Source organism: Lysobacter sp. P5_C4, from assembly GCF_054049695.1.
Map to the genome: position 1 here is coordinate 19550 of NZ_JBFULX010000006.1, position 24742 is coordinate 44291.

The 24742-nt window shown below is 66.6% G+C and carries 20 protein-coding genes and 1 tRNA gene; 18 read left to right on the forward strand and 3 right to left on the reverse strand.

Features of this window, described 5'->3' with window-relative positions; genetic code table 11:
* Nucleotides 1–12 precede the first annotated feature (12 nt).
* Entirely contained in the window at nucleotides 13–465 is a 453-nt protein-coding gene (locus tag ACXJJ8_RS13875) for a copper chaperone PCu(A)C (RefSeq protein ID WP_499031160.1), read from the forward strand.
* Nucleotides 466–468: 3 nt separating this feature from the next.
* On the opposite strand, the gene ACXJJ8_RS13880 is transcribed toward ACXJJ8_RS13875, so the two are convergent.
* Together ACXJJ8_RS13880 and uvrA are read right to left on the reverse strand one after the other, a co-directional pair.
* Nucleotides 469–882 carry an acyl-CoA thioesterase gene (locus ACXJJ8_RS13880; protein ID WP_499031163.1) on the reverse strand — a complete coding sequence of 138 codons (414 nt, stop codon included), beginning with the start codon at nucleotides 880–882 and terminating at the stop codon, nucleotides 469–471.
* On the reverse strand, nucleotides 879–3854 hold the full coding sequence (uvrA, locus tag ACXJJ8_RS13885) for an excinuclease ABC subunit UvrA (RefSeq protein ID WP_499031164.1): 2976 nt from the start codon (nucleotides 3852–3854) through the stop codon (nucleotides 879–881). Before uvrA ends, ACXJJ8_RS13880 begins: the two co-directional genes overlap by 4 nt.
* A 282-nt stretch (nucleotides 3855–4136) precedes the next feature.
* Here uvrA and rplU point away from each other — a divergent pair, with 282 nt between their 5' ends.
* From rplU to obgE, 3 genes are all read left to right on the forward strand, one after another.
* Nucleotides 4137–4457 carry a 50S ribosomal protein L21 gene (gene rplU, locus ACXJJ8_RS13890; protein WP_499031165.1) on the forward strand — a complete coding sequence of 107 codons (321 nt, stop codon included), beginning with the start codon at nucleotides 4137–4139 and terminating at the stop codon, nucleotides 4455–4457.
* Nucleotides 4458–4469: 12 nt separating this feature from the next.
* Nucleotides 4470–4724: a 50S ribosomal protein L27 gene (rpmA, locus tag ACXJJ8_RS13895; RefSeq protein WP_498961733.1), complete on the forward strand. Its 255-nt coding sequence runs from the start codon at nucleotides 4470–4472 to the stop codon at nucleotides 4722–4724.
* Between the two features lie 73 nt (nucleotides 4725–4797).
* Complete coding sequence (gene obgE / locus ACXJJ8_RS13900) at nucleotides 4798–5850, forward strand: GTPase ObgE (RefSeq protein WP_499031167.1); 1053 nt, start codon at nucleotides 4798–4800, stop codon at nucleotides 5848–5850.
* 109 nt (nucleotides 5851–5959) lie between these two features.
* Here obgE and rpsT read toward each other — a convergent pair whose 3' ends face one another.
* Nucleotides 5960–6229, reverse strand: coding sequence for a 30S ribosomal protein S20 (gene rpsT / locus ACXJJ8_RS13905; protein ID WP_232897862.1), 270 nt, complete (start codon nucleotides 6227–6229; stop codon nucleotides 5960–5962).
* Between the two features lie 170 nt (nucleotides 6230–6399).
* On the opposite strand from rpsT, the gene murJ reads away from it, so the two are divergent.
* From murJ to ACXJJ8_RS13975, 14 genes are all read left to right on the forward strand, one after another.
* Nucleotides 6400–7992, forward strand: coding sequence for a murein biosynthesis integral membrane protein MurJ (gene murJ, locus ACXJJ8_RS13910; protein ID WP_499031169.1), 1593 nt, complete (start codon nucleotides 6400–6402; stop codon nucleotides 7990–7992).
* 55 nt (nucleotides 7993–8047) lie between these two features.
* On the forward strand, nucleotides 8048–8989 hold the full coding sequence (locus ACXJJ8_RS13915; RefSeq protein WP_499031170.1) for a bifunctional riboflavin kinase/FAD synthetase: 942 nt from the start codon (nucleotides 8048–8050) through the stop codon (nucleotides 8987–8989).
* Nucleotides 8986–11841 (forward strand): isoleucine--tRNA ligase, encoded by a 2856-nt coding sequence (gene ileS / locus ACXJJ8_RS13920; protein WP_499031172.1) that lies wholly within the window; start codon nucleotides 8986–8988, stop codon nucleotides 11839–11841. The genes ACXJJ8_RS13915 and ileS overlap by 4 nt, the downstream gene beginning before the upstream one ends.
* Nucleotides 11841–12338 carry a signal peptidase II gene (gene lspA / locus ACXJJ8_RS13925; protein ID WP_499031173.1) on the forward strand — a complete coding sequence of 166 codons (498 nt, stop codon included), beginning with the start codon at nucleotides 11841–11843 and terminating at the stop codon, nucleotides 12336–12338. Before ileS ends, lspA begins: the two co-directional genes overlap by 1 nt.
* An 8-nt stretch (nucleotides 12339–12346) precedes the next feature.
* Entirely contained in the window at nucleotides 12347–13300 is a 954-nt protein-coding gene (ispH, locus tag ACXJJ8_RS13930) for a 4-hydroxy-3-methylbut-2-enyl diphosphate reductase (protein ID WP_499031175.1), read from the forward strand.
* Between the two features lie 42 nt (nucleotides 13301–13342).
* Nucleotides 13343–13418: transfer RNA gene (locus ACXJJ8_RS13935), tRNA-Thr, on the forward strand.
* 111 nt (nucleotides 13419–13529) lie between these two features.
* Nucleotides 13530–13799: a hypothetical protein gene (locus tag ACXJJ8_RS13940; RefSeq protein ID WP_499031177.1), complete on the forward strand. Its 270-nt coding sequence runs from the start codon at nucleotides 13530–13532 to the stop codon at nucleotides 13797–13799.
* 10 nt (nucleotides 13800–13809) lie between these two features.
* Nucleotides 13810–14247, forward strand: a complete 438-nt coding sequence (locus ACXJJ8_RS13945) for a low molecular weight protein-tyrosine-phosphatase (protein ID WP_499031178.1) — start codon at nucleotides 13810–13812, stop codon at nucleotides 14245–14247.
* Nucleotides 14248–14492: 245 nt separating this feature from the next.
* Nucleotides 14493–16814: a UDP-N-acetylglucosamine 2-epimerase gene (locus ACXJJ8_RS13950; RefSeq protein WP_499031179.1), complete on the forward strand. Its 2322-nt coding sequence runs from the start codon at nucleotides 14493–14495 to the stop codon at nucleotides 16812–16814.
* A gap of 137 nt (nucleotides 16815–16951) precedes the next feature.
* Nucleotides 16952–19213: a polysaccharide biosynthesis tyrosine autokinase gene (locus ACXJJ8_RS13955; protein WP_499031180.1), complete on the forward strand. Its 2262-nt coding sequence runs from the start codon at nucleotides 16952–16954 to the stop codon at nucleotides 19211–19213.
* A 4-nt stretch (nucleotides 19214–19217) separates the two neighbouring features.
* Nucleotides 19218–20696 (forward strand): asparagine synthase-related protein, encoded by a 1479-nt coding sequence (locus ACXJJ8_RS13960; RefSeq protein WP_499031183.1) that lies wholly within the window; start codon nucleotides 19218–19220, stop codon nucleotides 20694–20696.
* A gap of 80 nt (nucleotides 20697–20776) precedes the next feature.
* Entirely contained in the window at nucleotides 20777–22099 is a 1323-nt protein-coding gene (locus ACXJJ8_RS13965; RefSeq protein ID WP_499031186.1) for an asparagine synthase-related protein, read from the forward strand.
* Entirely contained in the window at nucleotides 22096–23214 is a 1119-nt protein-coding gene (locus ACXJJ8_RS13970) for a right-handed parallel beta-helix repeat-containing protein (protein ID WP_499031187.1), read from the forward strand. Before ACXJJ8_RS13965 ends, ACXJJ8_RS13970 begins: the two co-directional genes overlap by 4 nt.
* A gap of 211 nt (nucleotides 23215–23425) precedes the next feature.
* Nucleotides 23426–24577 carry a glycosyl hydrolase family 28-related protein gene (locus ACXJJ8_RS13975; RefSeq protein ID WP_499031191.1) on the forward strand — a complete coding sequence of 384 codons (1152 nt, stop codon included), beginning with the start codon at nucleotides 23426–23428 and terminating at the stop codon, nucleotides 24575–24577.
* The last annotated feature ends 165 nt before the right edge of the window (nucleotides 24578–24742 follow it).

Below are 24742 nucleotides of genomic sequence, written 5' to 3' on the forward strand. Positions count from 1 at the left end.
TATCATAGGCGCATGACTACGATTCGTTCGATCGCCGCCATTGCGTTGATGTCCGTCGTGTTCGCAACGCCCGCTTGTGCGAAGGGCCAGCCCGATGCCGTTTGCGTGCCCGTGGTGCGCGATGGCTGGATTCGGCTGGTGCCGGGTGGCATGCCGATGCATGCGGGATTCGGGCGGATCGAGAACGCGTGCAAGGTGCCGGCGACAATCGCCAGTGCGAAGAGCGCTGCCTACGCGAGCGTGGAGCTGCACGAGACCAAACTCGTCGACGGGGTGAGCCGCATGCGTGCGGTGCCGCTGTTGCCGATCGCTGCGAACGCGAGCGCCGAGTTCAAGCCCGGCGGCCTGCACCTGATGTTGCTGGATCCATCGTCGCCGCTGAAGGCCGGTGACAAGGTAACGATCGATTTCGCGCTGCAGGACGGACGCGTCGTGCACGGCACGTTCGCGGTGCGTAATCCCTGAGCCTCAGCCGCGCGAGGCCATCTCGCGCACCCCATCCGGCAACGGAATCGGACGGCCGCTCTTCGGATCGATCCACACCAGCACGACGTGGCCGTCGGAGTAGAGCGTCGCGCCATCCGTCGATTCGATGCGATGCCCGACCGTCACGCTGGTGTTGCCGACGCGATCGGCGAACAGCGCGATCGCGATCTTCGACGGATACGGAATCGGCGCGCGGTAGTTGAGTTGCACCGCCGCGAGCAGCGGCATCATCGTGTCGCTCAGCCACTCGCGCCCGATCGACGCGAACCACTGGATGCGCGCTTCTTCCAGGTAGGTCAGGAAGTTGCTGTTGTTGACGTGGTTGAACGCGTCGAGATCGCGCCAGCGCGGCGCGATCTCCATGCGGAACAGCGGCGCTTTCGGCGCTTCGCTCATGCCGCGGACTTCCGCGTCGTCTTCGCCGCTTGTTTCGCCGCCTTCTTGGCCGCGAGTTTTTCAGCCTTCGACGGCGGGCGCGGCGCTTCCGGACGCGGGTTCGGCGCGGGCTTGGTCGGCTTGGCTTCGGTGCCGAGCACCTTCGCGAGGAAGCGGCCCGTGTGCGAATGGCCGATGCCGGCGATGTCTTCCGGCGTGCCGGTCGCGAGGATCGTGCCGCCGCGGTGGCCGCCTTCCGGGCCGAGGTCGATCACCCAGTCCGCGGTCTTGATCACGTCGAGGTTGTGCTCGATCACCACGATCGTGTTGCCGTCGTCGCGCAGCTTGTGCAGCACGGCGAGCAGATGCTCGATGTCGTGGAAGTGCAGGCCGGTGGTCGGTTCGTCGAGGATGTAGAGCGTACGGCCGGTATCGCGGCGCGAGAGTTCCTTCGAGAGCTTCACGCGTTGCGCTTCGCCGCCCGACAGCGTGGTCGCCGGTTGGCCGAGCTTGACGTAGGTCAGGCCGACGTCGACGAGTGTTTCGAGCTTGCGCGCGATCGCGGGCACGGGCTCGAACAACGACAGCGCATCTTCGACCGTCATTTCGAGCACGTCGTGGATGCTGTAGCCCTTGTAGAGGATTTCCAGCGTCTCGCGGTTGTAGCGCTTGCCATGGCAGACATCGCACGGCACGTACACGTCCGGCAGGAAGTGCATCTCGACCTTGATCAGGCCATCGCCCTGGCAGGCTTCGCAGCGGCCACCGCGCACGTTGAAGCTGAAGCGGCCCGGCGAATAACCGCGCGCACGCGATTCGGGCACCGACGCGAACAACTCGCGCAGCGGGGTGAACAAACCGGTGTAGGTCGCCGGATTCGAACGCGGCGTGCGGCCGATCGGCGACTGGTCGATGTCGACGACCTTGTCGAACAAGTCCAGGCCCTGCACTTCGCGATAGGCGGCCGGCTTGTGCGAAGCGCCGTTGATTTCGTTCGCGGCCAGCGCGTACAGCGTGTCGTTGATCAGCGTCGATTTGCCCGAACCCGACACGCCGGTGATGGCGGTAAACAGGCCGGTCGGGATTTCGAGGTCGACATTCTTGAGGTTGTGGCCGCTGGCGCCGAGCAGGTGCAGCGACATCTTCTTGTTCGGCTTGTGGCGATGCGCGGGGATTTCGATCCGCTTCTTGCCGCTCATGTATTGGCCGGTGAGCGAGCGGGGCGCCTTGAGGATGTCGGCGAACACGCCCTGGGCGACGATTTCACCGCCATGCACGCCCGCGCCGGGGCCGATGTCGACGATGTGGTCGGCGAGGCGGATCGCATCTTCGTCGTGCTCGACGACGATGACCGTGTTGCCGAGATCGCGCAGGCGCGTGAGCGTACCGAGCAGGCGTTCGTTGTCGCGCTGGTGCAGGCCGATCGAGGGCTCGTCGAGCACGTACATCACGCCCACCAGGCCTGCGCCGATCTGCGAGGCGAGGCGAATGCGCTGCGCTTCACCGCCGGACAAGGTGTCGGCCTTGCGTTCGAGCGTGAGGTAATCCAGGCCCACGTCCACGAGGAAGCGCAGGCGTTCGCCGATTTCCTTGACGATCTTGACGGCGATCTCACCGCGCCAGCCCGGCAGTTCCAGGTGCAGGAAGAAGGTGAGCGCTTCGTCGACCGGCAGCACGACGATGTCGGACAACGGACGATCGGCGACGAACACGTTGCGCGCGCTGCGGTTCAATCGTGCGCCGCCGCATTCCACGCACGGGCGCTCGCTGATGTATTTCGCCAGTTCCTCGCGCACCGCGGCGCTCTCGGTTTCCTGGTAGCGGCGCTCGAGGTTCGGCAGGATGCCTTCGAACTTGTGCTTGCGCGAGGTGCGCCCGCCCGCTTCGGTGAGATAGCTGAAGGTGACGACGTTGTTGCCGCTGCCGTACAGCACGGCCTGGCGCTGGTCTTCGGCGAGGTCCGCCCACGCGGTATCGACGCTGAAACCGTAGTGCTTCGCCAGCGAAGCGATCAGCTGGAAGTAGTAGACGTTGCGGCGGTCCCAACCACGCACTGCGCCGGCCGCGAGCGAGAGCTCGGGATGCACGACCACGCGCGCGGGATCGAAGAACTGGCTGACGCCCAGGCCGTCGCACGTCGGGCATGCGCCGACGGGCGAGTTGAAGGAGAACAGGCGCGGCTCGAGTTCGGGCAGCGAGTAATCGCAGACCGGGCAGCTGTACTTCGATGAGAACAGTTGCGGCGCGAGCGACGCATCGTCGATGGCCTGCACGATCGCCATGCCGTCGCCGAGCTTGAGCGCGGTCTCGAAGGATTCGGCGAGGCGCTGCTTGAGGTCGTCGCGCACCTTGAAGCGGTCGATCACCGCTTCGATCGTATGCTTCTGGCGCAGCGCGAGGGGCGGCACGGCGTCGATCTCGTGCAACACGCCATCCACGCGCACGCGCACGAAGCCCTGCGCGCGGAGTTGTTCGAAGACCTGCGCGTGTTCGCCCTTGCGCTCGCGGATCACCGGCGCAAGCAGCATCCAGCGCTGCTCGGCGAGCTTGGCGTCCTTCGCCAGCGCCATGACCTGGTCGACCATCTGGCTGACGGTCTGCGCCTCCAGCGGGAAGCCGTGGTCGGGGCAGCGCGGCGTGCCGACGCGTGCGTAGAGCAGGCGCAGGTAGTCGTAGATCTCGGTGATGGTGCCGACGGTCGAGCGCGGGTTGTGCGAGGTGGCTTTCTGTTCGATCGCGATCGCGGGGCTGAGGCCCTCGATGTGGTCGACGTCGGGCTTCTCCATCACGCTGAGGAATTGGCGCGCGTAGGCCGAGAGCGACTCGACGTAGCGGCGCTGGCCTTCGGCGTAGATCGTGTCGAAGGCGAGCGAGGACTTGCCCGACCCCGACAGACCGGTGATGACGATCAGCTTCTCCCTCGGCAGGTCGAGGTCGATGTTCTTGAGGTTGTGCGTCCGCGCGCCGCGGATGCGGATGAAATCCATCGCCATCGAGTCTGGGACCTGGGTGTGCGTTCGGAGCCGAACAGGGGAGCCTAGCGAGGTCACAAGGTCGGGGCAAATCGCCGGAAATCGACCCGCCGGGGCGGCCGTTGCGCGGGGCCGGGCCTGAAGCCATTCAGGCAGGGCGCCCGGCGGTCGCCCGATCCGGCGATTTCCAGGCAAAAGCCACGGCAGGGTTGACCCTAACCGACTGAAACCCCTAGAATTCCGCTTCTGTTCGCCCTCGATGGCGTTCAGGCGACCACAATAACTACAGAGGAATGCCTGGTCATGTACGCAGTACTGGTCACCGGCGGTAAGCAATACCGCGTGATGCAAGGCGAGACGCTCCGCGTCGAGCTGCTCGATGTCGAAGCCGGCAAGCAGATCACGTTCGACAACGTGCTCATGCTCGGCGACGGCGAAGGCGTCAAGCTCGGCGACGCGCTCAAGGGCGCGAGCGTCACCGCCACCGTCAAGGGTCACGGCCGCGCCGACAAGGTGCGCATCGTGAAGTTCCGCCGCCGCAAGCACCATCGCAAGCAGATGGGCCATCGGCAGCACTACACCGAAATCGAGATCACCGGCATCGCCGGTGGCGACAAGAAGTAAGGAGAAGCAGCCATGGCACACAAGAAGGGCGTAGGTTCCTCGCGCAACGGCCGCGACTCCAATCCGAAGTACCTGGGCGTGAAGCTGTACGGCGGCCAGGCCGTCGAAGCCGGCAACATCATCGTTCGCCAGCGCGGCACGCAGTTCCACCCAGGTTCGGGCGTCGGCCTCGGCCGCGACCACACCCTGTTCGCGCTGGTCGACGGCAAGGTCGATTTCTCGACCAAGGGCCCGAACAAGCGCCGCACCGTCAGCGTCGTCGAGTAACCTCGACGCGCCGGTGTCCGACGAGCCCCGCTCCGGCGGGGTTCGTCGTTTCTGACGCAAGGAATGCAACGCAATGAAACTCGTCGACGAAGCAGACATCACCGTGATCGCCGGTAACGGCGGCGACGGCTCCATCAGTTTCCGGCGCGAGAAGTTCATCCCGCTGGGCGGGCCCAACGGCGGCGACGGCGGCAGCGGCGGCGACGTCTGGCTGCAGGCCGACGAAAACCTCAACACGCTGGTCGACTTCCGCCACGAAAAGACGTTCCGTGCCAAGCGCGGCGAGAACGGCAGGGGCAGCGAGATGTATGGCAAGGGCGGCGAGGACCACATCATCACGGTGCCGGTCGGTACGGTCGTGCACAACATCGAGACCGACGAGGTCATCGGCGACCTGACGATGCACGGCGATCGCCTCCTCGTCGCCAAGGGCGGCAAGGGCGGCCTCGGCAACATGCATTTCAAGAGTTCGACCAATCGCTCGCCGCGTCGTTCGACGCCGGGCGACGAAGGCGAGCAGCGCACGCTGCGCCTGGAACTCAAGCTGCTCGCGGACGTGGGCCTGCTCGGCTTCCCGAACGCGGGCAAGTCCACCTTCATCCGCGCGGTATCTGCCGCGACGCCGAAGGTCGCGGACTATCCGTTCACCACGCTGTATCCGAACCTCGGCGTCGTCTCGGTCGAACACCATCGCAGCTTCGTGATCGCCGACATCCCCGGCATCATCGAAGGCGCGGCCGAAGGCGCCGGCCTGGGCAGCCTGTTCCTGCGTCATGTGCAGCGGACGCGCCTGCTGCTGCATCTCGTCGACATGGCCCCGATGGAAGGCGGCGTGGAAGCCTCGCCCGCCGAACAGGTGCGCGCGATCGAGCACGAGTTGCGCAAGTACGATCCTGCGATGTTGGAGAAGCCGCGCTGGCTGGTGCTCAACAAGGCCGACCTGATGTTCGAGGACGAAGCGCGCGCGCAGGCCGAGGCCGTCGTGCGCGAACTCGGATGGACGCAGCCCTGGTACATGGTGTCGGCGCTGGCGCGCGAAGGCACGTGGCCGATCATGCTGGCGGTGCAGACCTTCTTCGATCGCCTGCGCGAAGAACAGCTCGAGCAGGGGCAGGCCGATGCGTGAGGCTTGCGCGCAGTCAACAAAAAACCCGGCCGAGGCCGGGTGCGTGCTTGCCTTGACAAAAAACCCGGCCGAGGCCGGGTTTTTCTGGACTACTACTGCGCTTGACGAATCAAGCGGCCTGCAGCGCCTTGATGCGCGCCGTGAGGCGGCTCTTGTGGCGGGCGGCCTTGTTCTTGTGGATCAGGCCACGCGCGCTGAAGCGGTCGAGAATGGGCTGCGCCACGACGAATGCGGCCTGGGCGGCGGCGGCGTCATTGGCGTCGAGCGCCTTCAGCACCTTCTTGACGGCGGTGCGCAGCATCGAGCGTTGAGCGGCGTTGCGAGCGTTGCGCACGACGGTCTGCTTGGCGCGCTTCTTGGCGGACTTGATATTGGCCACGACGGGAATCCTGGAAACGAAACGATGTGGGAAATGAAGATTGATCCGGGCGCGCGCAGCCTGACAGCCGGCACGGCGAAGCGCGGAAGTATGGGCGTTTCAACCACTTGCGTCAACCACGGGGCCCACGCCGCATGAGTGGTCCCGGTGCGTCCTCCCCGCGCCCCCGGATGCTGCGGGGCCTGCTCTCCTTCGGCAGCATGACCATGGTCAGCCGGGTCTTCGGCCTGGTCCGGGACATGGTGATCAACAGCGTCTTCGGCGCCAACGCCATGACCGACGCCTTCTGGGTCGCCTTCCGCATCCCGAATTTCATGCGGCGGCTGTTCGCCGAAGGGTCCTTCTCGACCGCCTTCGTCCCGGTGTTCACGGAGATCAAGGAAAAGCGCACCCACGCCGAGCTGAAGGAACTGGTCTCGCGCACCGCCGGCACGCTGGGCGGGGTGCTGCTGGTCATCGTGGCGCTCGGCGTGTTCTTCGCACCGCAGGTCACCCTGCTGTTTTCGCCCGGCGCGGCCGATGAACCGCAGAAGTTCGCCCTCACGGTCACCCTGCTGCAGCTGACCTTCCCGTTCCTGCTGTTCGTCTCGCTGACCGCGCTCGCGGCAGGCGCGCTCAACAGCTTCCATCGCTTCGGCATGCCGGCGCTGACCCCGGTGATCCTCAATGTCTGCATGATCGCCGGCGCCCTGTGGCTGTCGCCGTTGCTGCAGGTGCCGATCCTCGCGCTGGGTTGGGCGATCCTGTTCGCAGGCGTGCTGCAGTTGCTGTTCCAGGTGCCGCAGTTGGCGAAGCTCGATCTGCTCTCGCTGCCGCGCTGGGGCGCGCGCCATCCGGACGTGCGCAAGGTGATGCGGCTGATGGTGCCGACGTTGTTCGGCTCCTCGGTCGCGCAGATCAACCTGTTGCTCGATACCGTGATCGCTTCGTTGCTGATCTCCGGTTCGCAAACATGGCTGTCGCAGGCCGACCGATTCCTCGAACTGCCGCTCGGCGTGTTCGGTGTCGCGCTCGGCACGGTGATCCTGCCGGCGCTCGCGCGGCACCACGTGAACACCGACCGTGATGGATTTTCGGCTGCGCTGGATTGGGGCCTGCGCACCACGCTGATGATCGCGACCCCCGCGATGCTCGGCCTGATGCTCTTGTGCGTCCCGCTGGTCTCGACGCTGTTCCAGCATGGCAACTTCACCGCGTTCGACACGAAGATGGCGGCGCTGTCGGTGTTCGGGCTGAGCTTCGGACTGCCGGCCTTCGCGCTGGTGAAAGTCGTGCTGCCGGCGTTCTACGCTCGCCAGGACACGAAGACGCCGGTGCGCGCGGGCGTGGCCTCGCTGGTGGCGAACATGGTGTTCAACGGCCTGTTCCTCGCGATCCTCTACATCCTGTGGGTCTCGCCGGCGATGAAGCAGGGCCCGGTGCTCGCCGCGCTGGCGCACACGCCCGGCCTGCATTTCGCGCTGGGCCTGGCGAGCGCCGCAGCCAGCTACCTCAACCTGTTGCTGCTCTGGCGCTGGCTCGGGAAAGCCGGTGTCTACGAGCGCAAGCCCGGCTGGAGCCGGTTCCTCGTGCGGCTGGGCATCGCCTGCGGGGCGATGGTCGTGGCGCTGGTGCTCGGCCTGCGCATGGCGCCGGATTTCACGACGGTCCACGTCGCCACGCGGATCCTGTGGCTCGGCGTCCTGGTCGGCGGCGGCGCCGCCGTGTACGGGGCCGTGATGGTCGCGATGGGCTTCCGCCTTTCGGACCTGAAGGAACATTGAGATCGCTGCCATCGGCGAAGCGCAGGGCAGGGCGGCCGCTATACTCCCGCGTTCCATGAGCAGGCTGTTCCGTGACGTCGAAGGCGGGCCCTTGTGCCCCCAAGGCAGCGTGGTCTGCATCGGCGCCTTCGACGGCCTCCATCTCGGCCATCGCGCGCTGGTGCGCCGCGCCGTCGAGCGTGCGCGCGCGTTGCGCGTGCCGGCGGTCGCGTTGAGCTTCGAACCATTGCCGCGCGAATACTTCGCGCCTGCGCAACCACCGCCGCGCCTCACGCTCGCCCGCGCGAAGTTCGAAGGCCTGCGCGATCTCGGCATCGACCTCGTCGGCCTGCTGCGTTTCGATGCGAAGCTGGTTTCGATGTCCGCCGATCGCTTCGTGCGCCAGATGCTGATCGATCGCCTGCGTGCGCGCGAGGTGTGGATCGGGCCCGACTTCCGCTTCGGCAAGGGCCGCGCGGGCGACCTGGCGTTGCTGCGCGAGTTCCACGAATTCGAAGCGCACGCGATCCATCCGGTCGTCGTCGACGGCGAGCGCGTGTCGAGCACGCGCATCCGCGCCGCGCTGACGTCGGGCGACTTCGACGGCGCACAACGCCTGCTCGGTCGCCGCTATGCCATCGCCGGCCGCGTCGTGCGTGGCAAGCAACTCGGCCGCACGCTGGGGTATCCCACCGCGAACCTGCGCTACGGACATCGTCGTCCGCCGCTGCAAGGGATCTTTGCCACGCGCGTGCATGGTCTTGGCGCCGCGCCGATCGCTTCGGTCTCGAGCTTCGGCACGCGCCCGACGGTCGCTGGCGTCGAACCCTTGCTCGAAGCGCACCTGTTCGATTTCGACGGCGACCTGTACGGTCGCCGCATCGACGTCGAATTCGTCGCGCACCTGCGCGACGAGCTGACGTTCACCGACTTGCCCGCGATGGTCGAACAGATCCATCGCGACGCGCGCCAGGCGCGCGACCTCCTCTCTTCCCTCTCGCAACAGGCTTGCGCGTGACCCAGGATTACAAGCCCACCATCCACCTGCCCGCGACGGACTTCCCGATGCGCGGCGACCTGCCGAAGCGCGAGCCCGAAACGCTCAAGCGTTGGGAGGCCGAAGGTCTCTACGCGCAGATTCGCGCGAAGGCACAGGGCCGCCCCAGCTTCGTGCTGCACGACGGCCCGCCGTACGCCAACGGGCCGATCCACATCGGCCATGCGGTGAACAAGGTCCTCAAGGACATCGTGGTGAAGTCCAAGCTGATGGCCGGCTTCGATGCTCCCTACGTGCCCGGCTGGGATTGCCACGGCCTGCCGATCGAACTGGTCGTCGAAAAAAAGCACGGCAAGGTCGGCGTGAATCTCGATGCCGAAGCCTTCCGCGCGAAGTGCCGCGAATACGCCGCCGAACAGATCGACGAACAACGCAAGGGCTTCAAGCGCCTGGGCGTGGTCGGCGAATGGGAGCGCCCCTATCGCACCATGGACTTCCGCTACGAAGCGGACATGTTGCGTTCGCTCGCGAAGATCATCGACCGCGGCCATCTCGCGCGCGGCGTGAAGCCCGTGCACTGGTGTTTCGATTGCGGTTCGGCGCTGGCCGAAGCGGAGATCGAATACCAGGACAAGGCCTCGCCCGCGATCGATGTCGCGTATCGCGCGCGCCAGCCGCAGGCGCTCGCCTCGGCGTTCGGTGTCGCGGTGCCGGAAGGCGTCGACATCGCGGTGCCGATCTGGACGACCACCCCGTGGACACTGCCCGCCAGCCTCGCGGTCACGCTCGGCCCGGAACTCGATTACGTCCTGGTCGAAGGCCCGCAACGCGAAGGCAAGCGCGTGTGGCTCGTGCTCGCCGAGGCCCTGGCAGAAAAGGCGCTCGCGCGTTACGGCGTCGACGATTTCATCGTGCACGGTCGCGCGCAGGGCGCCGAACTCGAAGGCCAGCGCCTGCAGCATCCGTTCTACGACACGCCTGCTTACAACCGCGAAATCCCGTTGATCATCGGCGACCACGTGTCGGCCGAAGACGGCACCGGCGCCGTGCACACCGCGCCGGGCCACGGCCAGGAAGACTTCGCGGTCGGCCTGCGTTACGGGCTCACCGACGCATACACCGCCGCGCAGGTGAACCCGGTCGATGGTCGCGGCGTCTATCTGCCGTCGACGCCCGCCGCGGGCGACACGCCGCTCGCGGGCCTGCATATCTGGAAGGCGAACGACACGCTCGTCGACGTGCTGCGCGCCAACGGCACGCTGCTCGCGCACGCGACGCTCGTGCACAGCTACCCGCACTGCTGGCGCCACAAGACGCCGGTGGCGTTCCGCGCCACGCCGCAGTGGTTCATCTCGATGGAACAGGCGGGCCTGCGCCGCGATGCGCTGGCGGCGATCGGCCGCGTGCAGTTCTTCCCGGACTGGGGCGAGGCGCGCATTTTCGCGATGGTCGAAGGCCGCCCCGACTGGTGCATCTCGCGCCAGCGCACCTGGGGCGTGCCGATCGCGTTGTTCATCGATCGCGAAACCGGCGAACCGCATCCCGATTCGCCGGCGCTGATGCGCCAGGTGGCCGACCGCGTCGAACAATCGGGCGTCGATGCGTGGTACGCGCTCGATGCGTCCGAACTGCTCGGTGCCGATGCCTTCAGGTACGAGAAGGTGCGCGACATCCTGGACGTTTGGTTCGACTCGGGCGTGAGCCACGAATGCGTGCTCGCCCAGCGTCCGGACGACAGGCTGGCCAAGCCGGCGGACCTGTACCTCGAAGGCTCCGACCAGCATCGCGGCTGGTTCCAGTCATCGCTGCTCACGGGCGTGGCGATGGACGGCGTCGCGCCGTATCGCCAGGTGCTGACGCACGGATTCACGGTCGACCAGAACGGCCGCAAGATGTCGAAGTCGCTCGGCAACGTGATCGACCCGCACAAGGTCATCGACCAGATGGGCGCCGACGTGTTGCGCCTGTGGATCGCATCGACCGACTACCGCAACGAGATCTCGGTTTCCGACGAAATCCTCAAGCGCAACGGCGACGTCTATCGCCGCATCCGCAACACCGCGCGCTTCCTGCTCGGCAACCTGCACGGCTTCGATCCGGCGCGCGACCTCGCGTCGCTGGATGCGATGGTCGCGCTGGATCGCTGGATCGTGCATCGCGCCTACGAAGTGCAGCAGAAGATCGCCGAGGCGTACGCGCGTTACGATTTCGCGGAAATCGTGCAGGCCCTGGTGAATTTCTGCAGTGTCGACCTCGGCGCGTTGTACCTCGACGTGACGAAGGACCGCCTCTACACGCTGCGTGAAGATTCGCCGGCGCGCCGTTCGGCGCAGTCGGCGATGTACCGCATCGCCGAAGCTTTCGTGCGCTGGATCGCACCCATCCTCTCGTTCACCGCGGACGAGATGTGGATGCAGATCCCGGGGCAGCGCGAAGGCAACGTGTTGTTGGCGACGTGGTACGACGGGCTCGCGCCGCTCGACGGGAACGCCGTGTTGAGCCAGGAAGACATGGAGCGTCTGCTCACGTTGCGCGACGATGTCGCCAAGGTGCTCGAGCCGATGCGCGCCAACGGCGCGATCGGTGCGGCGCTGGAAGCCGAGATCGGCCTGCGTTGCGGCGTCGCCGACCAGAACTGGCTGGCGCCGATCATCGACGAGCTGCGGTTCCTGCTGATCAGCGGCGACGTGCACCTGGTCGCCGACGACAACGCGCAGGAGATCGGGATCACCGCCGCGCCCACGCAGAAGACCAAGTGCGTGCGTTGCTGGCAGCATCGCGGCGATGTCGGTGCGATCGCGGCGCATCCCCAGTTGTGCGGGCGTTGCGTCGGCAACGTCGAAGGCCCCGGCGAAACAAGGATGTATTTCTGATGCGCACGTCCCCCAATGCAACCCCGTGGCTGCTGTTGTCCGTCGCCGTCATCGTGCTCGACCAACTCTCGAAGAGTTGGGTGCTGTCGAGCCTGCCGGAATATCAGCCGGTGGTCGTCGTCGAGGGCTTCTGGAACTGGTATCGCAGCTACAACACCGGCGCGGCCTTCAGTTTCCTGAGCGATGCCGGCGGCTGGCAGAAGTGGATGTTCACGGGGCTCGCGTTCGTGATCAGCGGCCTGCTGGCGTTCTGGCTGTCGCGCACGCCGCGCCGCGACTGGCGCACGGCCCTGCCGTTCGCGCTGGTGATCGGCGGCGCGCTGGGCAACGTCATCGACCGCCTGCGCCACGGCCACGTGGTCGATTTCATCCAGTGGCACTGGCAGGACCACGCCTGGCCGGCCTTCAACGTCGCCGATTCGGCGATCGTGGCCGGGGCCATCGGCATCGCCCTGTTCGGGTTGCTGCAAGGCAAGCGGGCGCCGGAAGGGCGATAATTGCCGACATGGATATCCTGCTGGCCAATCCGCGCGGGTTCTGCGCCGGCGTCGACCGCGCGATCGAGATCGTCAAGCGCGCCCTCGAATTGCTGGGCGCGCCGATCTACGTGCGGCATGAAGTGGTGCACAACCGCTTCGTGGTCGACGACCTCAAGCACCGCGGCGCGATCTTCGTCGAGGAACTCGACGAGGTCCCCGACAACGCGACCGTCATCTTTTCCGCGCACGGTGTCTCGCAGGCGGTGCGCAAGGAAGCCGCGCGCCGCGGCCTGAAGGTGTTCGACGCGACGTGCCCACTGGTGACCAAGGTCCATCTCGAAGTCGCGCGCCAATGCCGCGCCGGCCGCGACATGGTGCTGATCGGGCACGCCGGCCACCCGGAAGTCGAAGGCACGATGGGGCAGTGGAACGCGCAGGCGGGCGGCGGCCGGATCTACATCGTCGAAGACATCGACGACGTCGCCACGCTCGACATCGCGCAGCCCGCCAATTGCGCGTACACCACGCAGACCACGCTGTCGGTCGACGACACGCGCAGCATCATCGACGCGTTGCGCCTGCGCTTCCCGGCGATCCAGGGCCCGAAGAACGACGACATCTGCTACGCCACGCAGAACCGGCAGGACGCCGTGCGCGAACTCACGCAGGCGGCCTGCGACCTCGTGCTCGTCGTGGGTTCGCCCAACAGCTCCAATTCCAACCGCCTGCGCGAACTGGCCGAGCGCGAAGGCGTGGAGGCGCACCTGATCGACGGCGCCAGCGAAATCGACCCGCGCTGGGTGGCCGGCCGCCGCCACATCGGCGTCACCGCGGGCGCCTCGGCCCCCGACGTGCTGGTGCGGGGCGTGATCGCGCGCCTGCGCGAGCTCGGCGCCGGCGGCGTGCGCGAATTGGACGGCAAACCCGAGGACATGGTGTTCGCGTTGCCGAAGGAATTGCGCCTGACGCTCGTCGAGTGACGTTGACCCGGCCCCCCGCCGGCCCCTAGAATTCACGGCTCAGCCGGAATAGCTCAGTTGGTAGAGCGGCGCATTCGTAATGCGTAGGTCGTAGGTTCGATTCCTATTTCCGGCACCAGTAAAAGAAGGGCCTGCAAGGCATCACCTTGCAGGCCCTTTGTTTTGCCGTTGCCACAGCCGACACGCGCGACTCGCCACCATCGCCGCCACTGCACACGATGGAGTTGCGATGGCACCCGATGCGATCGGCTGGGCGGCGTCGGCGATCTTGATCGCCACGCTGGGGCGGCAAACATGGACCCAATGGAAGGATCCCGACCCGCGGGGTGTTTCGAGGTGGTTGTTCGCGGGCCAGATCGCCGCGTCGTGCGGGTTCGTCGCCTACAGCTGGCTCGTGCACAACTGGGTCTTCATCGTGACCAACACGCTGATCCTGGTCACCGCGATCATCGGGCAGGTGGTGTTCCTGCGTGCGCGGAAGAAATCGCACGCCGGTTAGACTGCGGTCCATGATCCAGCGCATCCTGATCGTCTGCGTCGGCAACATCTGCCGCTCGCCCATGGCCGAAGTCGTGTTGCGCAAGCACCTCGGCGGCGGCGACGAGGTGCGCGTCGAATCGGCGGGCCTGGCCGCACTCGTCGGCAATCCGATCGACCCACTCGCCGAACGCGTGCTGGCCGACCACGGCCTGACCGGCCAGGGGCACGCCGCGCGGCAGGTCACCGAAGCGATGATTTCGCAAGCCGACCTCGTGCTCGCGATGCAGAAACGGCACGTCGGCGCGATCCATGCGATCGCCCCGCAGGCGCGGGGCAAGACCTTCCTGGTCGGAAAATGGGAGGGCGACGACGAAGTCCCCGACCCCTACGGCAAGACCGTGCCGGTCTTCGAGGATGCGTACCGCCGGATCGACCGGATGCTGTACGCCTGGCGAATGCACCTTTAGCCCTGCTCGTTGCGATAAACGCGCGTCGGCCGAGGCACCGGCCAACTCGACCAACGTTGCTGAATGGTTCGACGATCGGTCGGTCCTGATCGGCATTTAACGGTTTTTCTTCATCTTTTCGTCAAGTCCTCATCAATAGCCTTTTCGAACCTGTCGCGTTGCACCCGGCGTTAACGAGTGCTTGCGGCGGCGAAGGGGGCGAACGGAGGTTCGGCGCCCCATGACCCGGTCATCGAGAGGCGCACATGGAAGAAGCAAAACTGGTGGCCGCGAGTGCGATCGCATTGGCTGTCACCCTCTTCGCGATCTTTTCACTCCGCCCCGTGGCGAAGCGACTGGGTCTCGTCGACAAGCCGGGCGGTCGCAAGGCGCACAAGGGTCGCGTGCCGCTGATCGGCGGCCTGTGCTTCTTCCTGGGCACGGTGGCGGGGCTGACCTACCTCGGATACGTGGACGCGTTCGTCGCGAGCCTGCTCGTCCCGTGCGCGCTGATCGTCATGACGGGCGCGGTCGACGACCTGAACAACATGAGCGTCAAGTCGCGCCTGGTCATCCAGGCGAGCACCGCGTGGCTGGTCATCGGCGCAACGGGCATCTACCTGGATAGCGCGGGCCACCTGCTCGGCCACGGCATCGACCTGCAGCTCGGCCTGCTCGGCATCCCGATCACGATCGTCGCGGTGATCGGCTTGGTGAATGCTTTCAACATGATGGACGGCATCGACGGCCTCGCCGCGGGCATGGCGATGGTGAGCATCGGATCGATCCTGCTGTTCGCCGCCTCGGGTTGGCCGGCGCTCGGCGTCGTGCTGCTGTTGCAGGTGTTGTTCGCCGCGCTCGTTCCGTATCTCGCGGTCAACCTGGGTTGGCCCGACGGCCGCAAGATCTTCATGGGCGATGCGGGCAGCACGCTCATCGGCTTCCTGATGGCGTGGTCGCTGATCTACCTGAGCCACGGCAAGGTCGGCGTGCTGGCGCCGGTCGACACGCTGTGGTGCGTCGCGATCCCGGTCATGGATACGCTCGGCGTCATGTATCGCCGCAAGAAGCTGGGGCGGTCGCCGTTCGAGCCCGATCGCCAACATCTGCACCACCTGTTGTGCGATGCCGGTTTCCATGCCCGCGCCACGCTCTGCATCATCGTCTCGGCCGGCCTGGCGCTCGGCGGCATCGGCTATCTGCTGCGCGACCTGCCGGAGATGGTGAGCCTGGTTGGATTCGGCTTCGTCTTCGCCTTGTATCTGTCGAAGTTGCCGCAGGGCATCGCCGTGCTCGCAAGGATGTTGCCGCAGCGCCTCGCGCCCGTCGCCGTCGCGCCGCAGGCCACGGTGGAAGAGCGCGTGCCGATGTACGACCAGGCCACCGAGTCGGGCGTGATGAAGGCGCTGTACGTGCTCAGCGCGTCGATCGATGCCGCGCAGATCGCGCCGATCGTCGAACAGATGTCGCGCGATGCGCGCTTTGAAACGCGCGTTTGCGTCGCCGCACAGGCCGGCAGCCATTCCGAAGGCGTGCTCGACTTGTTCGATCTCGCCGCCGACGTGCGCATCACGCTGGCCGAAGGCGACGATGTCGCGCAAGTGACGTCCGCGGCCCTCGGCACGCTCGATCGCGTCCTCAGCGATTTCCACCCCGATATCGTGGTCGTGCCCGCCGGCGCGCCGACCAGCGTGGCGACCACGCTCGCGGCGACCTACCAGCACATTCCCGTCGCATGCGTCGAACCGGCAGGCGCCGTGCTGCGCGCATCGCACGACGCGGGCCGCAAGGTGATGAGCTCGCTCGCCGCGATGCATTTCACCGCGACCGAGTCGATGAGCCGTTCCCTCGTGGCCGACGGTGTGCCTTCCGACCGTGTCGTGGTCACCGGCGATCCGGCCGCGCGCACGTTGCACACCGCGGTCGACCGACTGCACGGAGACCTCGCGCTGAATCGCGAGCTCACCCAGCGCTTCGGCTTCCTGCGCGAGAACGCACCGATGCTGCTGGTGCTCGGCCGCGAAAAGATGGGCGAACGCCTGGAGCCGCTTGCGCGCGCGCTGCGCCGCATCGCGCTGCGCCGGCCGGACCTGGACGTCGTCTGCCTGTTGCCGCCTTCGCGGAACATGGACGGCATCGACGGGATGCTCGGCGCCTTCGCCAACATCCACCTCGTCTCCCCGGCCGATTACCTCGGGTTCGCCTACCTGGCCGACGCCGCCTACCTCTCGCTCGCCGTGTCCGGCGAGTGCGCCGCCGAGGTGGCCCCGCTCGGAAAGCCTGTCCTGCTGCTGAACGCCGCAGGGGAACCCAGCCTCGCCGGACCGCTCACCAGCGAGGTTCCGAACGTCCGCCGCATCGACGTTCACGAGCAGACCATCTCCGATGTCGTACTCAACCTCATCTCCGATCGTCGTGCGTGGGAGACCCTGCGCAACGACGAGCGGCCGCGCGTGGATGCGTGCGAGCGGATCGTGGAAGCGCTGGCGGCGATGCGGCCCAGCCCGGCCGCGATCGTGCCGCTGTTGCCGGCAGGCGAACTGCCGCGCTTCGCGGCCGGCGCCGAACGGGTCCGCGAGGTGTCCTGACAGCCCGCGAATGGGTGCCGGCAGGGGGCCGGCAACGACGCGGGGCGACGGCACGAAGCGGCCGTACCCGCGGAGCAAGGATGTTCCATCGTCGATGCCTGCGGCACCGATGCCTTCCATTTTCATGAGCGAGATTTATGGCGACCTACCTCTCCAACCGCACGACGCCGCCTCCCCACATCGCGCCCACCTCGGTCCGCGACGAGGAGCTCGACCTGCGCACGCTGTTCACGACGGTGGGCGACCACAAGAAAGCGATCCTGTTCGGCACGCTGATGTTCTTCCTGGCCAGCGTGTTGTATTGCGTGTTGGCCACGCCGAAGTACGAAGCCAATGCCACGGTGCAGGTGGAGCGCCGCACGCCGACGTTCCCGGGCCTGTCCGCGAATTCCGCCGCGCAGTCCACCGCCGCCGAATCCCCGGCCACCACCGAAATCCAGTTGCTCACCTCGCGCAGCGTGCTGAGCGAAGCGCTCGACAACCTCGACCTCGACGTGCAGGTCAAGCCCGCGCGCTTCCCGGTGTTCGGCAATTACATCGCGCGCAACTTCTCCTCCGATCGGCCGAACGACGTCAACGAACCGTGGTTCGGTCTCTCGCGTTACGGGTGGGGCGGCGACAGCGTTTCGATTTCCCGCCTGGATGTGCCGGCCGAGCTCGTCGACCAGCCGCTCAAGCTCGTCGCCGGCGATTCGAACCGTTACACCCTATACGACCCCGATGGCGACGTGCTCGTCAACGGCATCGTCGGCAAGCCGGCGCAGGCCGCGGGCGTGAACGTGCTGGTGCGCGGCATGGCCGCCAACCCGGGCATGCGTTTCGAAGTCACGCGCCTGAACACGCTCGCGATCCTCTCCCAGTTGCGCCGCGACATCAGCGCGAGCGAGCAGGGCCGCGACTCGGGCGTGATCGCGATGTCCTACCAGAGCGAAGATCCCATCCTCGCGCGCTCGGTGCTCGAGCAGGTCAGCCGCGCGTACGTGCACCAGAACGTGGCGCGCAACTCGGCCGAAGCGGCCAAGCGCCTGCAGTTCGTCAAGCGCCAGCTGCCGATCGTGCGCAAGGAACTCGACAAGTCGCAGTCCGCGCTCACCGACTACCAGACGCGCACGCAAACGCTCGATGTCACCGTGCAGAACCAGTCGTTGTTGAACCAGACGGTGTCGATCGACTCGGCGATCAGCCAGCTGCGCATCCAGCAGGCGGACCTGGCGAGCCGCTTCACGCCGAACCACCCGATGTACAAGGCGCTGCTTGCGCAGATCGGCCAGTTCGAAGCGCAGAAGGGCCAATTGCGCGGGCAGATCGCAGCGCTGCCGGAAACGCAGCAGAACCTGTTCCGCCTGACGCGCGACGTCGAAGTCACCAACCAGACCTACGCCAGCCTGCTCGACCAAGCGCAGCAGCTCGACATCGCGCGCGCCAGCGCGATCGGCAATGCACGCGTGATCGACCCGGCGGCCGTCGACTATGAAAGCCCGGCGTGGCCGAAGCCCATCCCGGTGATCGCCGGCGGCACGCTGCTCGGCGCGCTGCTGATGTTCGGCTTCGTGTTGCTGCGCCAGATGATGCGCCGCGGCGTGGAAGACCCGGCCGACATCGAACTGCTCGGCCTGCCGGTGTATGCCTCGATTCCGTACAGCGAACGCGGCCGCGAACTCACGGTCAATCCGCAGCGCTTCGCCAATGGGCACCAGCGCCTGCTTGCGCTCAGCGCGCCGACGGACCTGGCGATGGAAGCGTTGCGCAGCCTGCGCACGAGCCTGCACTTCGCACGCTTCAAGACGAAGAACAACCTGCTGATGATTTCCGCGCCGAGCCCTGGCGTCGGCAAGACGTTCGTCTGCGCCAACCTCGCCGTGACGATGGCGCAGGCCGGCCAGCGCGTGCTGCTGATCGATGCCGACATGCGCCGCGGCACCTTGCACCACGCGGTGGGCGTGCGTTCGGAAGGCGGCCTGTCGGAGTTGATCGCCGGCCAGATTCCGCTCGAGGAAGCAATCCGCAAGGTCGCAGGCGCCGACAACATGTCGTTCATTTCGCGCGGCGCGATTCCGCCGAACCCGTCGGAGTTGCTGATGAACCCGGCGTTCAACGAATTGCTCGAACAGGTCGGCCCGAACTACGACATCGTGATCATCGATACGCCGCCGGTGCTGGCGGTGACCGACGCCGCGGTGATCGGCCACATGGTCGGCACCTGCCTGATGGTGGTGCGTTTCGGCTTGAACCAACAGCGCGAGATCGCGCTGGCCAAGCAGCGCCTGGAACAGAACGGCGTGGAAGTGAAGGGCGCCATCTTCAACGGTGTGATGAAGCGTAGCGGGGGCCACTACGCGTACACCTATTACGAATACCTCCCGAGCCAGCAGACCGGAACACACAAGGCCTATCGCTGACCCCATGAACGCCACGACCACGATCGACACGCGCACCTTCGCATCCTCGGTGGAGCCCCGCCGGGGACCGCTGCAGATCACGATGTCGCCTTACTACGGGCGCCCGGATTTTTCGGGCGTGGCCGGCAGCGATGCGCAGCCGCGCACCATCGACCTGATTTCGGTCGCCGACATCCTGCGCAACGCCTTCGTCTACCCGCCGCACTCCATCTTCGAAGACATCAAGCTGGTGACCTTCGGCTTCTCGCCCTCGCAGGACATGCAGGCCTCGCCGGAGTTCCACTTCAAGTTCCGGGATTCGGGCAAGCGCGCCGACACCGAAGGCCACCCCGACCACGACATGGATTGGGTCGGCACCTACCACCGCCTTTTGTGCGAAGCGGTCGCCGAATCCACCCGCGATGTCGCCTCGCCGTGGCTGCTGCAGAGCGGCGGCAAGGATTCCACCACGCTCGCCATCGCCGTCGCCGACGCACGCCCGGATACGACGTGCATCACCTACCACGGCGGACGCGAGGAAAACGAAATCGAATCGGCGACCTTCGTCGCGCGCACGCTCGGCCTGCGCCACGAAACGCTCCAGTGCGACCCGGGCCGCGCGTACGACCGTTACCTGGCGGTCGCCGATCGCATGCCCCTGCTTACTGCTGACTTCGCGTTGCTGTCGTATGTCGACCTCGCGACGGAAATCGCGGGCCAGGGCGGCAACGGCGTGATCGATGGGCTGGGCGCCGACAGTTATTTCGGTACGCCGATGTCGCGCCAGCAAAAGACCCTGATGCGCCTGGCGCGCGGCGTGCGCCTGCCAACGACGCTCTCCGAGCTACCGCTGGTCTCCAACAGCTTCGAACTGTGCTTCCTGCTCGGCACGCTGCAGATGAACTCCATCGAACGGGTGTTCCCCGGTTCGCGGTTCACCGATGCGGAAACCGACGAAATCTTCGGCAGGCCCGTCTCGCAGGCCTCGCGGGCGCGATTGCAGCCTTTCCTCGCGGAAATCGCGTCGGCAAGCAGCCTGGACGAATGGCGCGACATGTCGACGTCGATCGCCGGTTCGGCCGGTGCGTTCGCCAAGGGGCTCTACACGTGCAGCGCACTTGGCATGCACGCGTCCTATCCGTTCTGCGATGTGCGTTTCAGAGAGTGGGTGTATCGGGAAGTACCCCCGCATCAGATGATCGATCCGCAGACCAGGGTGAACAAGGTGCTCGTCCGTAACCATATCGCCACGCGATTCCCGGAATTGCCGTACGTGAAGAAGAAGGGGAGTTTCCGTTTCGACGTGCGCGGCCTGGCCGAGAAGCGCTTCGACACCGTCCACGATTTCGCCGTGCAGGCACGCGATGTGTTGCCCGGCGCGGCTGGATGGCTGGAACGCAATCGCCATCGCCTCGGCAACAAGTACCACGCTTCGAAGTTCTACCTCCTGGCCGTGGTGCTCCCCTGGATCCAGCTGCATCGCACGCGCCCGACGCCGCCGTGAGCCTCGTGATTCCGCAACCCATGCAGGCAGCGCACGCGCCGCCGCCCCCGGCGTACCCCGGTGCACGGAAAATCGATGACGTGTCCGTCGCCGATGTCCTGCGCAACGGCTTCGTGTATCCGCCGCATTCGATCTTCGAAGGGCAGGACATGCAGTCGCTCTCGGCGAACCTCGCCGGACGCGACCCGCACGGTGCGACGGCCTACGGTTTCCGTTGGCGCGATAGCGGCAAGCGCCGCGACGCGAAGGCCACGCCGGACAAGCACTGGGTCGATGCCTATCACGCGCACCTGTGCCAGGCGATCGAATCCAGCTGCGCGACGATGCGCGGCCCATGGTCGCTGCAAAGTGGCGGCAAGGATTCGACGACGCTGGCGATCGCGCTCGCCGACGCGCGCCCGGACACCACGTGCATCACCTATCTCGGCGGCGTGGAAGAAAACGAAGTGGAGTCGGCGAAAGTCGTCGCGACGACGCTCGGCCTGCGCCACGAGTCCCTGGTGTGCGATCCGGCGCGCGCCTACGACCGGTATCTCGCGGTCGCGCCGCGCATGCCCTCGCTCACGGCGGACTTCGCCCTGCTGTCCTACGTCGACCTGGCCTACGAAATCCAGGCCGGTGGCGGCGACGGGATGGTCGATGGCCTGGGCTCGGATACGTACTTCGGCATCCCGGTCAATTCGCAGTACAAGGTGCTCAAGTGGCTGGCGCGCGGCATCCGCCTGCCGCGCGTGGCGACCGAACTGCCGTGGGTGAGCAACAACTTCGAGGTGTGCTTCGCGCTGGGTACCTTGCAGATGAACGCCGTGGAGCGCGTGTTCCCGGGGTCGCGTTTCACCGATGGCGAAGTCGACGAGTTGTTCGGACGCGGCATGGCGCGCCGTTCGCGCGATCGGTTGTTGCCGTTCCTTTCGGAAATCCGGTCGGCGACGAGCGACGAGGAATACCGCGTGATCTCGCTGTCGATCGCCGCGGCCGCGGGCGGCTTCGCCAAGGGCATCTACACGGCCGAAGCCACCGCGCTGAAGATCGCCTATCCCTTCTGCGACCCGCACTTCTGCGATTGGGTCTACAACGATGTGCCCACCGAACTGCAGATGGATCCGGCCACGGGCATGAGCAAGGTGCTCGTGCGCGAGCACATCGCGACGCGGTTCTCGAACCTGCCCTATGTCGCGCACAAGGGGAGCTTCCGCTTCGACGTGCGCGGGCTGGCGAAGGCGCGTTTCGACGCGGTGCATGCGCAGTCGCGCGAAGCGCGCTACATGCTGCCGGGCGCGACGCACTGGCTCGAACGCAATCGCGCGCGCATGGACAACAAGTACCACGCCTCCAAGTTCTACCTGCTCGCGGTGTTGCTGCCGTGGTTGACGGGCCGGGCGGAGGCGGGGAGCAAGGCATGAGGGCGCCACCGGCGGGCGGGAAGTCGCCCGTCGATTCCGAAAACGGGATTTCGCGACGTTCGCTGCTCGCGCGCCTGGCGGGCACCGGCACGATGCTCGCGCTGGGGCGCGGGGCGTACGCGAAATCCGGTCGTACCGTGAGCGTGCGCGACTTCGGCGCACGCGGCGATGGGGCGAACGACGACACGCACGCCTTCCAGGATGCAATCGACGCGTTGACCGACGGCGGCACCGTCGAGGTGCCCAGCGGCATCTATCGCATCGATCCGCTGCACAGCGTGCGCCTGCGCAGCGGCGTCCATCTGAAGATGGCCCGCGGCGCGGAGTTGCATGCGATCCCGAACGCCGCCCCGCGCGCGTACGTCCTGCTCGTGCAGGCCGTCACGGACGTGCGCATCAGCGGTGGCCGCATCGTCGGCGATCGCGATCGCCACCTGGGCACCGACGGCGAGTGGGGCCACGGCATCGCGATCTACGACGGCGTGCGCGTGGTCGTTGCCGACATGCACATTTCGCGATGCTGGGGCGACGGGATTTCCATCGGCGGGAAGAAGCGCAGTCGCGAAGACCTGCGCCCGAGCATGGACGTGGAGATCGCCAACGTGAAGTTCATCGGCAATCGCCGGCAGGGCCTCACCGTCGGCCGGTCGCGCCGCGTGTGGGTGCACGATTGCGAGATGGCCGATACCGGCGGCACCGCGCCGATGGCGGGCATCGATGTCGAGCCCGACAAGGGCGACATCGCGAAGGACGTGCGCATCGAACGTTGCCTGGTGCGTCGTAATCGCGGCCCCGGCATCCAGGTGTGGTTCGACACGCAGGGGGTGTTGATCCGCGATTGCACGATCGAGGACAACCGCAACCCGGGGATCCTCGCGGTCGGCACGCAAGGCCTGTCGATCCGCGGCAATCGCATCCGCGGCAATGCGAAGGTCGGCATCTCCTTGCGCAAGCAGTCGCGCAACGTCGACATCGCCGGCAACACGTTCGCGGACAACGCGCCCGGCCGCCCGCGCAAACAGACCTTCGGCACCGATCCGCGCTGGGCGCGCAACCTGGAAGTCGCCGACGGCGCCTACCTGCCCAAGGTCGCCGCCGACAACCGCCTGGACTAAAAACCGCACCGAGGCTTGCGCGCGCTGCGGAGGTGATCACGATCCGCGGCCTGATCGGGCCTTGCCTCGATCCCCGATTTCCCCCAGTCAGCTCCGTGAATTGGCGGCGGCCTCCACGTTTCGCGACTCCGGTGCGTGTATTTGCGCGGCGTCACGACCAACATCCGCCCTGCAACGTCTTGTTAGCAGGACGTGAAGGGGAGGGTCGGGGATGGACGCTTCGGGGAAGGGCAAGCTCGCGCGGCGCAGTTTCCTGCGCAACGCGCTGTTGGCGGCGACGCCGGTCGTGCTGGGGAGCACGACCTTCTGCGCCGCTGCGATGTCCCGCGCGATGTACCTGCCGGCGCCGCGCGCGCGGGGAGGCGCCGCGTTGGACGTGCGCGACTTCGGCGCAAAGGGCGACGGCGTGCGCGACGACACTGCGGCGATCAACGCCGCGATCCAGGCATTGCCCGCCGAAGGGGGCACGGTGTTCGTGCCGGCGGGGCGTTACCTGGTGGATGCGACGAAGTCGATCCGCCTGCGCAGCAACATGCACCTGCAGCTGGATCCGATGGCCCTGCTGGTCTGCAAGCCGAACGCGCTCGACAAGGCCTACCTGCTTTATGCGTACAAGGTGAGCGACGTGGAGATCTCGGGCGGGCAGGTCATCGGTGATCGCTACGGGCACCTGGGCTCGACGGGCGAGTGGGGCCACGGGGTGTTCGTGCGCGGCTCGCAGCGCGTCACCGTGCGCGACATGCGCCTGTCCGATTGCTGGGGCGACGGCATCTCGATCGGCGCCGCACTGGTGTTCGGCGCAGCGCCCATCCCGTGCGAAGACATCGTGGTGTCCAACATCGTCTCGACCAACAACCGCCGGCAGGGGTTGTCGATCGGCCGCGGCACCAACATCACCATCCGCGACAGCGAGTTCTCCTACAGCAACGGCACCGCGCCCGAGTGCGGCATCGACATCGAACCCGACGACCCGGGCATCTCCGACCACGTCTCGATCGAGAACTGCGTGCTGCGCGGCAACCGCAAGTACGGCCTGCTGGCCTACAAGCGGTCGCGCAACACCACCATCCGCCGCTGTACGGTGACGAACAACGGCAGCTGCGGCATCGTGACCGTCGGCAGTACTGCGATGACGATCACGCAGTGCAGCGTCCGCATGAATTCGGCGACCGGGATCTACCTCCAGGACGGCACAAGCGGGTGCGACATCAGCCAGAATACTTTCTACGGCAACTATGCCCGCAACGGCATCGTCGACCGCGCCGACTTCGCGATGGCGGGCTATTCGCAGAAAGTGGAACGCGACATCCTGGTGCGGGGCATCACCTCGAACATCAGCGTGGGCACGAACTACTACAGGTAGTCGTTGACAACCAGGTTGCAAGGACGGAAGGGTTTCGCGCATCGCGCGGGCCCGCCGCGGGGGGAAGCGCTGGGGGGCGCTTCCCCCTTTTTTTTTGCTGGAATGACCCTGTCCAACCCCGTCTTCACGTAAGTGACGATAAGGTCCCGCGAATTCGCAGGGGGC